We start from the raw sequence: 13734 nt of genomic DNA, 5'->3' as shown, positions 1-13734 counted from the left end.
CTCCTCGGACGTCCGGGGAGTTGTGCGGCCTCAGTCGTTGTCCACGGAGTTCTGGGAGCCGGACCTGTTGGACTTGCTGGCGCTGAGCAGGATGCCGCTCGCGACATCGGTCGTCCTGGCCACACCGCGTGCCCAGCGGGGGGCGTCGCCTCGCGCCGTCCAGTACACGCAGACGACGCCACCGAGCGCGAGGAGGAGGACGACGGACAGGATGAGGATGAGCACGGTCTTTGCTCGCTCTCTGTGGTGGGAGCCGAGGACGGCGTTTCTGCGCGACGGACGCGACGAAGGGGACGCCTGCGAGCGGGTATTGGTTGCGTCGAGCGGAGTGCGACGGTGCGACGGTGCGCCGGTCCGCCGGAGTGCCCGTGGTGGTCAGGCGCGCTGCCGGTGTTCCCGTCCGCGCAGCAGGCTGATGCCCGCGCCGAGCGAGACGACGCCCATGCCGACGGCGGTGGCCAGGCCCTGCGCGCCGTCGACGGCGAAGGGGGCGGCCGCGGCGACGAGGAGGTTGAACAGGAACAGGAACCACAGGACGGGCTTCGAGCCGAGCAGGGCCTTCATGGGGAGTCTCCTTTTTCGCGGGGTCCGGTTGACCTCTGCTTCGACGATCCCGTCCGGCGGGCCGCGCCACGAGGGAGCGTCCTCCCGGATCGGGGGTGTAGCCCGCTACACCCCCGGCTGTCAGTGGGGCGCAGTACGTTCCGGGCCATGGGCATCTACCTGGTGAGCGTCGACGCGGAGGACTGGTTCAGCGCGGACGAGGAGGAAGGGCGCACCCGTGCCGCCACCGCGCTGAACGACGAGCTGGGGCGGCGCGGTCTGCCGCCCTACCCGTCGGTGCCCGGGCGGAAGGCGTTCGTCCGGGGCTCCGGGCCGGGCCCCGAGACGGGGTCCGAGCCGGGCTTCGAGCTGGGCTCCGGGCTGACCTTCGAGGAGAAGCTGGTCCCGCCGATGGACGGGTTCGCCAGGCTGTGCGAGGCCCACCTCAGCCGAGAGGAGACGGAGACCCTGTGCGGCTGGACCCTCCTGGTGCCGGTGTCGCTGGAGGAGGACATCCGGCTCGACGACATCGAGTCCGCCTACACGGACTCGACCATGGTCGCGGGCGCCCCGCAGGTGCTGGCGCTCGCCGAGCGGCTCGCGGCGGCCGTCGAGCTGCCGACGGCCGAGGTCCCGGCGATGTGCGACAACCTCGACCTGACCATGTGGTTCCTGGACGGAGCGGCGGAGGAACTGGCGGCGACCCGCCCTGGCCCCTGGGCCGACGACCTCGACACGGCCTTCTACGTCGCCCTGTACCTGCGCGCCGCCCAGCACTCGATACGCCGCGGCTGCCCGATCGTCTACACCTGAGACTCCTGCCGGCGCTCCACACCTGAGACTCCTGCCGGGCGTCTACGCCGGAGACTTCTGCCGGCCCTCTACGCCGGAGACTTCCGCCGGTGCCCTGACGCTCGCCCCGGCTACGGCGTCAGCGTCGCGAACGCCTCGTCCAGGAGGGCGACCAGGTCGAGGGCGCCGTCGGACGCCGTCCAGTGGTCCAGTGCGACCACGCGGCGGCCAAGGCGGAGGTGACCCGTCTGCTCGATGTGCTCGGCTACGACACGGTCGACATCGGCATCCTCGCCGACAGCTGGCGCAGCGAGCCCCGTACGCCGGTCTACGTTCAGACGTACCTGGCGGAACGCCCTCCCGCGCTCGGACAGGAGGAGGCGCGGCGCTGGTTCTTCGAGACCCCGGGTGCGCCGGTCCCGGCCGCCCGGGTGGGGGAACCGGTCGCCTCGGCCACCCGGGCAGAGCCGGGCGGCGCCCGCATGGTCCTCGCCGACGACTGAGCAGAAGTCGGCCCACCACCCCGGGGCTCGCCACCGACGGGCCTCCGCACCGCGCCAACTCGCCCTACGGACAAGGAGCGCGGGGAGACCGACGGGGCCTCGGGAAGGGCCGGTTTCCGACGGATCGGCGTATGTCGGCGCGTGGCGCACTAGAGTTTCGCCTGCGCTGAATGTGCGGCATGTCACATGGGGAGTGGGTGACGGGCGCAGGGGGCCCGGCATGCCCGTGTGCGGGGATTGGGGGGTTTCGATGCACGAGATGGTCAAGGGCGCCAACGTGGGGTTGGCGGCGTTGAGCGACCACGTCGACTCGGTGAGCGTGACGCTGGGATGGGCCAGTTCGACCGGTGAGGGCGACGCGGACGTCTCGGTGATGCTGTTGGGCGGGCACGGAAAGGTGCGCGGCGACGGCGACTTCTACTTCTACAACAACCCGGTGGCCGCCGACGGCAGCGTGCAGCTCCTGGGCAAGAAGCCCGCCGGGGAGGGCAGCGAGGACCAGATCGTCTTCGACCTCACGGCCATCCCGGACGACGTCGAGCGCATCGTCGTCGCCGCGAGCCGGTACGAGGACGCCCACTTCGGTGAACTCGACGACCTGCGCATGACGTTGGCCGACGGCTCCGGCGAGGGACTGCTCCGGTTCGCGATCGACGACGCCGGATCGGTGAGCGCGTTCATCTTCGGCGAGCTGTACCGGCGGGCGGGGGAGTGGAAGTTCAGGGCCGTCGGGCAGGGCTACGACACCGGTCTGGCCGGGCTCGCGACGGACTTCGGCGTCGACATCGACGACGACGCGGGTGCCGACGACACGGGTGACGACCTCGCGGCCGGGGCGGAAGCGGTGGGGACGACGCCCTCGGCCGTGGCGGTGGAGCGGGAACCGCAGGCAGCCGCCCACTCCGCCCTTCCCGCCGTCCCCGCACCGCGGCAGCCGGGCGGGGACACCGCCCCGGCGGAGCCGTCGGCGCCGACGACATCGGCAGCGCCCCCCGAACCCAAGAAGGCGTCCGCGCGGCCCCGTACGGCCAAGAAGAAGGTCACGCTGCCCAAGGTGGTGCGCAAGTCCCTCGCGGAGAACGAGTCCTGGAAGGAGGCCCGGCTCTTCCCGGTCTCCGCGCTGAAGAGCGACCGTGACCGCGAGATGCGGGCCACCTCGGTGCTGCTGTCGGTGATGGCGCAGGTGCCGGAGTTCGGCCGGAGGCTGACCGCCGCGTTCGGGGCCCCGGCGGGCCGGACGGAGACGTTCACCGAGGTCTCGCTGCCGCACGGGGAGACGCCGAGGCGCCCGGACGGGGTGATCCGGGTCGAGCGGGCCGGCAAGCTGTGGACGGCGCTGGTGGAGACCAAGACCAACGGCAACGCCCTGAGGCCCGAACAGGTGCAGGCGTACATGGACATCGCCGCGCGTCGCGGCTACGAGGCCGTGATCACGCTGTCCAACGATGTCGCCCTGGAGGGCAGTCCGCTCGTCGACGTCAAGGTCGACGGCCGGCGCAAGCACAAGGTGGCCCTCTGGCATCTGTCTTGGGCCGAGGTCACCCACCAGGCGCAGATGCTCATCCGGCACGAGGGTGTCGGCAACAGCGCGCACGCCTGGCTCCTCCAGGAACTCCTCCACTACCTCCAGCACGAGAACTCCGGCTGCCACGGCTTCCAGAACATGGGCGCGGCCTGGGTCCCCGTACGCAACGGCATCGACGACGAGACGCTCTGCCAGGGCGACCCGCGCAGCCTGGAGGTCGTCGAGAGTTGGGAGCGGCTGATCCGGCAGGTCTGCCTGGGGCTCGGCGGTGAACTCGGGCAGAAGGTGCTCCCCGTGCGCCGGGCCAGGCGTGGCACCGATCCGGCGGCCCGGCGCGCGCAGATGGCCGACGAGCTGTGCCTCCGGGGGACGTTGCGGTCGGAGCTGCGGATCGAGGGCACACCGGGTGTCCTCGCGCTCAGTGCCGATCTGCGGACGGGCAAGCTGCGTACGTCCATCGAGATCCCGGCGCCCGAGCAGGGCTACCCGCTGAACTGGGTCAAACGCCTGGTCAAGCGGCTGGCCGAGGCACCGGCGGACCTCCATGTGGAGACCCTCGTCGAGGGCGAGACCGGTGGCCGCCGGGGCACGCTGGAACGGCTTCGCCCCGAACCGGCGGACCTGCTCCCGGTGAACGGCGCGCAGATCACCGGCTTCCGGCTGTCCCTGTTCAAGGGCATGGGCAGCACCCGGGGCAACGCCGAGTCCGGTTTCATCCGCAGTGTCGACGACGCCGTGCACCGCTTCTACGCCTCCGTCGTGGTCCACCTGGACCACCCCGCTCCCCGCAGGGCGTCGTCCCCCGCCGCGTAGCGGCTGCTGCCCCGCCCGGCGACAGGCCCTAGCATCGTGGACGCGGAGTGGCGGGTTCTGGGTGGAGGAGCGGGATGGGCGTCGGTGCGGAACGTGGGGCGCCGCCGCCTCGGCGGCGGGATGCGCGGCGGAACCGGGAGTCGCTGGTGGCCGCGGCCCATGAGGTGTTCACCGAGCAGGGGCTGGAAGCGCCGCTGGATGTGATCGCCCGCCGGGCCGGGGTGGGCAACGCCACGCTGTACCGGCACTTCCCGACCCGCGCCGCCCTCATCGACGCCGTCTTCCACGATCAGCTGGCCGGCACGATGGCGGTGGGGGACCGGGTGCGCGACGCGCCGGACGCCTGGACCGGGCTGACCGAGTACCTCGGCGCGGTCTTCGACACGCTGGCCGCCGACCGGGGCACGAACGACCTCATGACCACGCGGGTGCGGGGGGTGGACGTTCTGGAGGGCGTCCACGAGCACAATCGGCGGACCGTGGAGCTCCTGCTGCGGCGCGGTCGTGAGGAGGGCACGGTGCGGGCCGATGTCACCACCGAGGACGTCCTCTTCGCCCTCGCGGCCCTCGGCCGCGCCGTTCCCGCCCTCACCGCCGTCACCACCGCCGACGCCTGGCGCCGCCCCCTCACCCTCCTCCTCGCCGGCCTCCGCCCCTCCGTCTCCCCGCCGGCCCCGCAGCCACCCCTGCCCGGGCCCGCCCTCACTGCCGAGCAACTCCACGCCGTACTGGGGGAGTTGGGGCCGCACCGGGCTGCTGCTAGGGGGTAGTCCCTGCTCGGTCCCTTCACTCCGCCTCGTCGAGGGTGATCGCCGCCGTCGGGCAGACCGCCGCCGCCTCGCGGACGGCCGGACCGTGCGGTGGGGAGGGCGCCCGGTCGAGGAGTACGACGATGCCGTCCTCGTCACGTTGGTCGAACACGTCGGGGGCGAGGAGGACGCACTGGCCCGCCCCACAGCATTTCGTCTCGTCCACATGGACCTTCATCGGGACACCACCTCCTGGGGAGAACCCGTCACCAGCGGACCGGAACCTCGCGCAGACCGCCGACCAGCAGTCCCTCGACCTTGCGCAACCCGGCTGCGGGCACGGCCAGTTCGAGGGTGGGGAGTCTGCGGAGTAGGACCTCGAGGACGACCTGCAACTCGGTGCGCGCGAGGGCCTGGCCGAGGCAGGAGTGGGGCCCCGCGCCGAACGTCAGGTGCGGATTGGGGCTGCGGGTCAGGTCCATCTCGTCGGGCGCGGCGAAGACCCGGTCGTCCCGGTTGGCGGAGGACATCCCGCAGAACACGGTGGTGCCGCCCGGCAGCAGCTCCCCGTCCAGCTCCACGTCCTCGCTCAGATAGCGCCGCATGCCGAACGCGCCGAGGTTCGCGTCGAAGCGCAGTACCTCCTCCACCGCCGTACGCACGAGGGAGGGGTCGGCGAGCAACTGTTCCCAGCGGCCGCGGTCGGCCAGCAGCAGCGCGACCATCTTGCCGATCATGTTCGCGGTGGTCTCGTGGCCGGCCACCAGCAACCCCATGCCGGTGGCGAGGAGTTCGGCGGCGGTGAGCCGTTCCTCCTCCGGCAGCGCGGCGCTCTCCACGATCAGCGTGCTGAGCAGATCCTCGCCCGGCGCGGCACGCTTGGCCTCGACCAGGGCGGACATGTAGCCGGTGAACTCGGTGAACGCCGTCCGGGTCTCCTCCTTCGTGAAGCGGCTGACGTTCAGGAACGCGTCCGACCAGTGCGAGAAGCGGTCGCGGTCGTCGGCCGGCGCGCCGAGCAGGTCGCAGATGACGTAGACCGGGAGCGGGAAGCCGAGGGCCGCCTTCAGGTCGGCGGGTTCACCGGGCTCGGCGCGCGCGATCATCTCGTCGAGCAGGGACTCCGCGATCCGCGCCATGCCGGGGCGCAGGGCCGCCATGCGTTTCGCGGTGAAGTACCGGCCCACCTGGCGTCGCCAGCGCAGGTGCTGCTCGCCGTGCTCGGGGATCGACAGCGTGTACTCGGGGCTCGCGTCGGCCGCGACACCGCCGGAGCCGTCGGCGGAGAGCCGCGCCGCGTCGTCGCCGGCGCGCGGGCGCGAGAAGCGGGGGTCGGAGAGGAGGGCGCGGACGTCGTCGTAGCGGCTCACGAACTTCGCCCGGTCGCCGCTCGGGAGTTCGACCGTGGCCACGGGGCACCGGGCGCGCAGCCGCTCCCATGCGGCGGGCGGGTCCAGCGGTCCGTCGGCGCGCATCGGCAGCCGGACCACCTCGCCGTCGTCACCGCCCGTCCCGGCCGTGTGCGTCCCGGCGTCGCCCGTGCCCGTGTCGCCTGTATCGGCCTTGTTCATCTCGGCATCTCCTAGTGGGGGGAGGGAGGGAGATGGACATGCACGCTACACAGGTAGTGCATCGTGCATCAATGGTGCATCATGCACTCTCCATGCATGGCGCAATCTCGACGTAGGGTGAGGGGCCCATGGAGGCCAGAGAGGCAGGAGGAGACCGGTGGATGCCCGAGAGGCGGGGGAGCGCATCGAGCGGGAGCTGCTGATCCTGACGCGGAACCGCGAGACGTCGACGCCCCGCGGCGTCCGTGACGGCGGTGCCCTGGACCGCAGCGCCTACGTCCTGCTCACCAGACTGGAGGCCCAAGGGCCCATGTCCATCCCGGACTTCGTGGAGGCGTTCGGGTTCAACGCGTCCACGTTCACCCGGCAGACCTCGGCGCTCCTGCGGGAGGGCCTGGTGGAGCGGACCCTCGACCCCGACGGGGGAGTGGCCCGCAAGTTCCGGATCACCGACAGGGGTTCGGCGCGCCTCGCCGCGCAGCGCGAGGAGTTCGTCACCGGTCTCACCGGCGTCATCGCCGACTGGCCCGCCGAACGCCTTCGGCGCTTCGTCGCGGACCTGGAGCAGTTCAACACCGACATCGAAAGGGTCAGCGGACGTTCTTGGCCACGCCCGATGGCCGAGGGCTGACCGCCGAGCGCCTGACGGCGGTCGACGGCCGGCCCTGCGATGCGCGCGTACACGCATGAACGCGCGCATCACACGCATCACCTACGGCCACGCATCACCTACGGCCATGCATCACATACAGCCGTGCGTCAGTTCACGCACACGATCCCGAGCAGGCAGAGCCCTGAGGGGGACGTCGTCGCCGTGTCGGAGCTGGAGCCGTCGGATGCGCCCGTGTCCGAGCCGGAGCCGGAGCCCGATCCCGTGTCCCCGCCCGAGCCGCTGCCCGCTGCCGAGCCGGTGTCCGCGCCGGAGCCCGATCCCGTGCCGGTGCCCGCGTCCGACGAGGCGCCGGGGTCGTCGGCGGCCGGCGGCGTGGTCGTCCCGTCCGACGGGGTGGCGGCGGTGTCGTCGGCGGCCGACCTGCCGGCGCCGGAGGACCCGGTCCGCGCCTCCTGGACGGACGGCGTGGCCGAGTCCGTACGGGGGGAATTGGGCTGCTCCGCGCGGGAGTTCGACCGGTTCGCGGCGACGCGGTCGCGTGCGGGGTCGCCGGACGGGGTCCATGAGGGGGAGTCGTCCGGGGTGCGCCGGGCGTCGTCGGTCTCCGTCGCCGACGTACGGCCGCGCTGCGAGCCCTGTTGCTCGACGGAGCCGAGGCTCTCGGCGTCCGGGGCCGTGGCCGCCTGGGTGCGGTCGGTGGACTGCCGGTCCATGCCCATGACGGTCAGCCCGCCGCCGACCAGTGCCACGGCGGTCGCGACGACGGCCCGGCGCTGGTTCTTCTTCCACCGGGCCATCTGACGCCGCCGCGCGGCCCGCCCCCGCGGCGCCGCCGGGACGCCCTCGACGTCCATGTCGGGGGCGTCGTCCACATCGCGGGCGTCGTGCATGTCGGCGGTTCGGTCGACACCGTCGTAGTCATCCACGACATCCACGACATCCACGCCGTCGATGCCGTCCATGCCGGACGCTCGTGCGAACGGGGCCGTGCTGTCCAGCGCCTCGTCCGTCGCGAATCCACCTGCCGGCGCCCCGCCGGGCCACCCCTCGTCCGTCGCCCCGTACTCCCACGTCGGCGCGGGCAGCACCGGCGCCGCCGGTGTCGTCTGCGGCATGGGGATCATCAGCGGCGCGGTCGTCGTCCCGGCGGGCCCGGACGGGGCGACACGGCTGTCGATCGCGGCCGGGGCTATGTCGGGCGCGTAGGCGCCGCAACCGGGGCACACGAGAGCGCCGTTGAGATGTCGGCGACATGAGGAGCAGTAGTCCATCGAGGTCTTCCTGTGTTGGCATGCCGTCGACCCGCCGGGCCGCGGCCCGGTACCTCACGTTCGCACGTGGGATCGAGCAGATCGAGCGGTCAGCAACGCTAACGAGCCATTCTCAGGGCTGTGTGCAGGCTGTGTGACGCTCCTGCGCGGATTCCCCGGGGACTTGGAGCCGGTTCCGCAGGGATGTGCGGGCGTGTGTTTGAGCCGTGCTCATCACCCGTTTCGTGGATTTCCGTCCCAACAGGCAACCCGGGCGCGGCATTTACCAATCTCTCAGGTTGCTCACAGGATGAGCGACCGAGCCCGGTCGGCCGATGCGTGGGGGTGCATCCACAGGACCGGGCGGGGGATCGGCCGTTCGTCCGTGGGCTGTCCAGTCCGATGCCCCTGACCAGGGCACTCGCAGACGAGGAACCGATGACCAGCCAGATGACCAGCTCCTCCAGCCCGACCGACGGGACCGCTCCGGCGGGCTCGACCGGCGCGACCGGTGGCACGGACCGCCGCCGGCGCCTGAAGCGTCCGGGCCTCGCCGCCCTGGCGTCGCTCACCGTGGTCGCCGCCGTGGCCGGGGCCGCCCCCGGCGCCGGTGCCGCGCCCGCCGCGAAGCCCGGGACGCCGCAGATCAAGCTGATCGCCGCGTCGAACTCCGTGACGCTCACCCGCTCCGAGTGGATGGGCGGCGTCAGCCTTCAGCTCGGGACCTACCTGTCGGTCGACAACGCGCCCCTGGAACTCCAGGTGACGCGGAAGTCGTACAAGGACCCCGTCGTCGTCAAGCAGTTCCTGCGCGACGGCAAGACCACGAAGACGAAGACGCTGCCGAAGGGCGTCGTCGACGACTTCTCCGGGCTCAAGGGCTTCCTGGAGATGTCGATCAAGAACGCGGCGGGCGAGGAGGTCCTGAAGAGCGAGAGCACCTTCTGCCCGAACAACGCCTCGGGCCGCATCCGTCCGGACGCTCCCGACCTCAACCACTATCCGCAGAGCTGCTCCACCAACCCGTGGACGCTGGGCTCGGTGTGGGGTATCGAGAAGGGCTGGGCCACCAACACCACCCAGTTCGACTACGACAGGGGGGTGGACCTGCCGGCCGGCGAGTACACCGCCCAGGTCGGGGTCGCGAAGAAGTACCGCGACCTGTTCGGCATCCCCGACGACCGGCCGACCATCAAGGTGACGGTGCGGGAGGCGCCCCCCGAGGAGGGCGGCGGGGAAGGCGGCGTGGGCCTGGCCCCGTCGAAGTCGTCGTCCTCCGCCCACCACGGCGGCGGGCACGGCGCAGGTCACGGCGGTCACGACGCGCAGTCCGCCCCGGCCGGACAGCCGGCCCCGGACAACCACCACTACGGCCCGCGCGGCGCCGACGCACCGACGCCGCCCGAGCTGTCCTACGCCCTTCAGGACCGGGGCCTGGCCAACCACCTGGGCGACGGCAAGGGCCACACCGACGGCTCCCGCATCGCGCCCGCGCTGCAGGCCGCGCCCAAGCGTCCCACCGGCAAGGCGGGCGCCCCGGCGAACACCCCCAAGCCGGATCTGCGCTCGCTGCCCGCCTGGGACATCGCCATCACCGACGGCGAGGACGGCGACGCACCCGGCAAGGACTACCTCGCCTTCAGCGCCAACGTCTGGAACGCCGGCCCCGCGCCGCTCGTCGTCGACGGCTTCCGCAAGCCGGGCGCGGACCTGATGGACTCGTACCAGTACTTCTACGACGCCAAGGGCAAGCAGGTCGGCTACGCGCCCGCCGGCACCATGGAGTGGGACCCGCGCGAGGGCCACGAGCACTGGCACTTCACCGACTTCGCCAGCTACCGCCTGCTCAGCGAGGACCAGACCAAGGAGGTGCGCTCCGGCAAGGAGGCGTTCTGCCTGGCCAACACCGACGCCATCGACTACACGGTGAAGAACGCCAACTGGCACCCGGAGAACACCGACCTGTCCACCGCGTGCGGTTCCGAGGACGCCATCAACGTCCGTGAGGTCCTCGACGTCGGCTCCGGCGACACGTACACCCAGTACCGCCCCGGCCAGTCCTTCGACATCACGGGCCTGCCGAACGGCACGTACTACATCCAGGTCGTCGCCAACCCGGAGAACCGTCTCCAGGAGTCCAACCACAAGAACAACATCGCGCTCCGCAAGGTGATCCTCGGCGGCACGGAGGGCGCCCGCACGGTCCAGGTCCCGCCGCACGACCTGATCGACGCCAAGTGACAGCGGTCTGATCCGCCCCCGGCGGCAACGAACCCCCAGGCCCAGGGCCTGGGGGTTTCGCCGTATGCGGAGGGTGAGTGGGGGGTGTTGGTGTGCGGTGGCGGGACGGGGGCGTCACGCCTTCGCCGCGGCCACCTGCCCCTCCGCCTCTACCGATGACGCGGGGCCCTGGGCGTCCGGTGCCGGGACGGCCGCGCGGCGCTTCGGGATGAAGGAGGCGAGGAGGAAGGCGAGGAGGGCGGCGCCCGCGCCGATGGCCATGACGACCTTGAAGCCGTTCTCGGAGGGCAGCGCGTAGCCGCCGAAGTCGGTGGTCATCTGGGCGAGGATGACGCCGGCGAGGGCGCTGGCGAACGACGTGCCGAGCGAACGCATCAGCGTGTTCAGGCTGTTGGCGGCGGCCGTCTCGGACTCCGGCACGGCACCCATGATCAGCGCCGGCATCGCGCCGTAGGTGAAGCCGACACCGCCGCCGATGACGCAGGAGACCAGCACGAGGTGCCAGACCTCGCTCATCAGCACGATGTTGAGCCCGTAACCGGCGGCGACGATCAGCGCGCCGATCATCAGCGTCACCTTCGGGCCCTTGGCCTTGGTGAGCCCCGCGGACACGGCGGACATCACCATCATGACCAGACCCTGCGGGGCCAGCACCAGACCCACGGTCATCATGGACTTGCCGAGGCCGTAGCCGGTCTGCTCCGGCAGCTGGAGCAGCTGCGGCAGGACCAGCGACATCGCGAACATCGAGAACCCGAGCGCCACCGAGGCCAGGTTGGTGAACAGCACCTGGGGGCGGGCCGTGGTCCGCAGATCGACCAGCGGCTGCTTCGCCCGCAGCTCGTAGAGGCCCCACGACGCGAGGACCACGACGGCCGCGGCGAACAGCCCCAGCGTCGTCCCGCTCGTCCAGCCCCAGTCGGCGCCCTTGGAGACGGCCAGCAGCAGCGAGACCAGCCCGGCGGACAGCCCGAGCGAGCCGACCAGGTCGAAACGGCCGCCGGTGCGCACCTTCGACTCCGGTACGACGGTCAGGACCAGCAGGAACGACAGGGCGCCCAGGGCGGCGGAGGTCCAGAACAGCAGGTGCCAGTTCCAGTTGTCGGCGATGAACGCGGCGGCGGGCAGTCCGAGCGCGCCGCCGACGCCCAGCGAGGCACTCATCAGCGCGGTGGACCCGGCGAGCCGTTCGGCGGGCAGTACGTCCCGCATGATGCTGATGCCGAGCGGGATCACGGCGGCGGCCAGCCCCTGCAGACCCCGGCCGATGATCATCGGGACGAGCGAGTCGGCCAGTCCGCAGACCACCGAGCCGGACACCAGCAGCACGATGCTGAGCAGCAGCATCCGCCGCTTGCCGAACATGTCGCCGAGCCGTCCCACGACCGGCGTGGCCACGGCCGCGGCGAGCAGGGTGGCGGTCACCGCCCAGGCGGTGTCGGACGCCGGCGCGTCCAGCAGTTTCGGCAGCTCCGGAACGATCGGGATGACCAGCGTCTGCATCAGCGCGACGACGATCCCGGCCAGCGCCAGCACCGCCACCACGGCGTTCGGCCGCGAAGGGGTACCGGCCCCCGCGACGGCGGGTCGGGGATGGGCGTGGGACATGGCGGGGCCTTTCGTGGGAGGAGAACAGGGCGGGGAACGGGGAAGGTGGCGCCAAGCTGGGATTTTGCTTGACTTAGTCAACCGTATGTCTATTGCTTGACTTACGCAAGTTAAATCTCGTGGCCCGGGTCAGGGCCGGGGAGCGGCAGTTCGGCGACCACCTCGAAGCCGCCGCCGGGACGGGGCCCGACGCGGAGCTGCCCGCCGGCGGAGCGGGCGCGCTCCCGCATGCCGAGGAGGCCGTATCCGCCGGGTCCGGGGGAGGAGGGTCGGAGGGTTGCCGTGCCCGGGTCGCGGGCCCCGCTGTCGCTGTCGCTGTCGCTGTCGCTGTCGTTGGAGACGGTGAGGCGGAGGTGCGTCGAGGTGTAGGCGAGGTGGACGTCCGCGGTGCGGGTGGACGCGTGTTTCGTGACGTTGGTGAGGGCCTCCTGGGCGATGCGGTACGCGGTGAGATCCGCGCCGGCGGACAGCGGCCGGTGCTCGCCCTCGCCGGTGACGGTCACCGTGAGGCCGGCGTGCGCGAACGAGGCGGCCAGTTCGGGGAGCCGGGTGAGTCCCGGTGTGGTGTCGGGGTCCTTGTCCTCCTCCCCTTCCGCCCGCAACAGCCCGACGGTGGCCTTGAGTTCGCGCATCGCCGAGGCGGTGGTGCCGGAGAGTTCGGAGACGAGCCGCTCGGCCTCCTCGGGCCGGGTCCGTACGAGCCGGCCCACCGTCGTGGCCTGGAGGTTGGCCAGGACGAGGTGATGGGCGACCACGTCGTGCAGATCCCGGGCGATCCGCATCCGCTCCTCGGCGACCCGCCGCTTGGCTTCCTCGTCCCGGGTCCGTTCGGCGTGCTCGGCCCGCGCCCGCACCGCCTCCAGATACGCGCGCCGCAGCCGGGTCGCCGTGCCCAGCGAGGTCGGCAGCAGCAGCCAGGCCGCGGGTCCGAGCAGCTTCAGCACCAGGGGTTCGCCGGCCGGCCCGGCGATCAGACCGGTCAGGACCAGGGCCGCGACACCGGTGAGCGTGAAGGAGTTGGCGGTCCTGCGGTTCGACCGCACCGCCAACGCGTACAGCGCGACCATCGACGGCGCCAGCAGCAGCACGGTGGGCAGATAACCGAGCGCGCACGCGGCGACGGCGCACGCGAGCGTCGCCGCCACCGTCGTACGGGGGCGAGTGCGCCGCCCGAGCAGGGCGAGGCAGGACGCGCCCGCCAGCAGCACTCCCGGCCACCAGGGCGCCTCCAGCCCCTGGCCGGGCAGCGTGATCAGGCTGCCGGAGAGGAAGCAGGCGAAGAGCGTGGGTGTGAGGGCCGCGTCGGCGGCACGACGGAGGGTTTCGGGGGCCATGGGGGAGGACTTGAGGGCGGGGTCGGTGGTGCTGAGGGTGAGGGTGGTTCTGGAGGGATCCATGGGTGGGGTCCTGTCCGGGGCGACTGGGTGCCTGGGCCGGCGTCGAGGAGTGGGGGAGGGAGAGGGGGAGGGCGGCGTACCGGTGGCCCGGCGGTGGAACGGGGGGAGGGTTCCGGCCGCCGGGCCGCC

General features: G+C 72.0%; 13 protein-coding genes. 6 read left to right on the top strand and 7 right to left on the bottom strand.

All coding sequences use genetic code 11. The features are described from left to right. Nucleotides 1-30: 30 nt before the first annotated feature. Complete coding sequence (locus tag ACZ52C_RS10785) at nt 31-225, bottom strand: hypothetical protein (protein ID WP_086804419.1); 195 nt, start codon at nt 223-225, stop codon at nt 31-33. 150 nt (nt 226-375) lie between these two features. Continuing rightward, nucleotides 376-564, bottom strand: coding sequence for a hypothetical protein (locus ACZ52C_RS10780; RefSeq protein ID WP_469074385.1), 189 nt, complete (start codon nt 562-564; stop codon nt 376-378). 147 nt (nt 565-711) lie between these two features. Between ACZ52C_RS10780 and ACZ52C_RS10775 the strand changes: the two genes are divergently transcribed. The 4 genes from ACZ52C_RS10775 (at nt 712) to ACZ52C_RS10760 (ending at nt 4946) form a co-directional block, all read left to right on the top strand. Beyond that, nucleotides 712-1356 (top strand): hypothetical protein, encoded by a 645-nt coding sequence (locus ACZ52C_RS10775; RefSeq protein WP_469074384.1) that lies wholly within the window; start codon nt 712-714, stop codon nt 1354-1356. Between the two features lie 218 nt (nt 1357-1574). Continuing rightward, entirely contained in the window at nt 1575-1838 is a 264-nt protein-coding gene (locus ACZ52C_RS10770) for a hypothetical protein (protein ID WP_469074383.1), read from the top strand. 250 nt (nt 1839-2088) lie between these two features. Then, nucleotides 2089-4176 carry a TerD family protein gene (locus tag ACZ52C_RS10765; RefSeq protein ID WP_469074382.1) on the top strand — a complete coding sequence of 696 codons (2088 nt, stop codon included), beginning with the start codon at nt 2089-2091 and terminating at the stop codon, nt 4174-4176. A gap of 74 nt (nt 4177-4250) precedes the next feature. Beyond that, nucleotides 4251-4946 carry a TetR/AcrR family transcriptional regulator gene (locus tag ACZ52C_RS10760; RefSeq protein WP_469074381.1) on the top strand — a complete coding sequence of 232 codons (696 nt, stop codon included), beginning with the start codon at nt 4251-4253 and terminating at the stop codon, nt 4944-4946. Nucleotides 4947-4962: 16 nt separating this feature from the next. On the opposite strand, the gene ACZ52C_RS10755 is transcribed toward ACZ52C_RS10760, so the two are convergent. Together ACZ52C_RS10755 and ACZ52C_RS10750 are read right to left on the bottom strand one after the other, a co-directional pair. Beyond that, on the bottom strand, nt 4963-5163 hold the full coding sequence (locus tag ACZ52C_RS10755) for a ferredoxin (RefSeq protein ID WP_469074380.1): 201 nt from the start codon (nt 5161-5163) through the stop codon (nt 4963-4965). 28 nt (nt 5164-5191) lie between these two features. Next, nucleotides 5192-6496: a cytochrome P450 gene (locus ACZ52C_RS10750; RefSeq protein ID WP_469074379.1), complete on the bottom strand. Its 1305-nt coding sequence runs from the start codon at nt 6494-6496 to the stop codon at nt 5192-5194. A 157-nt stretch (nt 6497-6653) separates the two neighbouring features. Between ACZ52C_RS10750 and ACZ52C_RS10745 the strand changes: the two genes are divergently transcribed. Next, nucleotides 6654-7127, top strand: a complete 474-nt coding sequence (locus tag ACZ52C_RS10745) for a MarR family winged helix-turn-helix transcriptional regulator (RefSeq protein ID WP_469074378.1) — start codon at nt 6654-6656, stop codon at nt 7125-7127. 128 nt (nt 7128-7255) lie between these two features. Here ACZ52C_RS10745 and ACZ52C_RS10740 read toward each other — a convergent pair whose 3' ends face one another. Further along, nucleotides 7256-8380: an SCO2400 family protein gene (locus tag ACZ52C_RS10740; RefSeq protein ID WP_469074377.1), complete on the bottom strand. Its 1125-nt coding sequence runs from the start codon at nt 8378-8380 to the stop codon at nt 7256-7258. A gap of 417 nt (nt 8381-8797) precedes the next feature. On the opposite strand from ACZ52C_RS10740, the gene ACZ52C_RS10735 reads away from it, so the two are divergent. Further along, a complete protein-coding gene (locus tag ACZ52C_RS10735) occupies nt 8798-10600 on the top strand; it encodes a lysyl oxidase family protein (RefSeq protein ID WP_469074376.1) in 1803 nt (600 codons plus the stop codon). A 114-nt stretch (nt 10601-10714) separates the two neighbouring features. Here the strand turns inward: ACZ52C_RS10735 and ACZ52C_RS10730 are convergent, their stop codons facing one another. Both ACZ52C_RS10730 and ACZ52C_RS10725 read right to left on the bottom strand, forming a co-directional pair. After that, nucleotides 10715-12208, bottom strand: coding sequence for an MFS transporter (locus tag ACZ52C_RS10730; protein WP_469074375.1), 1494 nt, complete (start codon nt 12206-12208; stop codon nt 10715-10717). Nucleotides 12209-12318: 110 nt separating this feature from the next. Beyond that, entirely contained in the window at nt 12319-13605 is a 1287-nt protein-coding gene (locus ACZ52C_RS10725; RefSeq protein ID WP_469074374.1) for a sensor histidine kinase, read from the bottom strand. Nucleotides 13606-13734 lie beyond the last annotated feature (129 nt).

Source organism: Streptomyces sp. NPDC034049, from assembly GCF_055575575.1.
The sequence above is the reverse complement of the archived record's forward strand: the minus strand, read 5'-3'. Positions and strand labels throughout refer to the sequence as shown.

Bases quoted from the DNA above. Each gene is read 5' to 3' on its own strand.
- ACZ52C_RS10730 (WP_469074375.1), bottom strand. From the start codon at position 12,208: ATGTCCCACGCCCATCCCCGACCCGCCGTCGCGGGGGCCGGTACCCCT.
- ACZ52C_RS10775 (WP_469074384.1), top strand. From the start codon at position 712: ATGGGCATCTACCTGGTGAGCGTCGACGCGGAGGACTGGTTCAGCGCG.
- ACZ52C_RS10755 (WP_469074380.1), bottom strand. From the start codon at position 5,163: ATGAAGGTCCATGTGGACGAGACGAAATGCTGTGGGGCGGGCCAGTGC.
- ACZ52C_RS10725 (WP_469074374.1), bottom strand. From the start codon at position 13,605: ATGGATCCCTCCAGAACCACCCTCACCCTCAGCACCACCGACCCCGCC.
- ACZ52C_RS10750 (WP_469074379.1), bottom strand. From the start codon at position 6,496: ATGAACAAGGCCGATACAGGCGACACGGGCACGGGCGACGCCGGGACG.
- ACZ52C_RS10735 (WP_469074376.1), top strand. From the start codon at position 8,798: ATGACCAGCCAGATGACCAGCTCCTCCAGCCCGACCGACGGGACCGCT.
- ACZ52C_RS10780 (WP_469074385.1), bottom strand. From the start codon at position 564: ATGAAGGCCCTGCTCGGCTCGAAGCCCGTCCTGTGGTTCCTGTTCCTG.
- ACZ52C_RS10760 (WP_469074381.1), top strand. From the start codon at position 4,251: ATGGGCGTCGGTGCGGAACGTGGGGCGCCGCCGCCTCGGCGGCGGGAT.
- ACZ52C_RS10740 (WP_469074377.1), bottom strand. From the start codon at position 8,380: ATGGACTACTGCTCCTCATGTCGCCGACATCTCAACGGCGCTCTCGTG.
- ACZ52C_RS10765 (WP_469074382.1), top strand. From the start codon at position 2,089: ATGCACGAGATGGTCAAGGGCGCCAACGTGGGGTTGGCGGCGTTGAGC.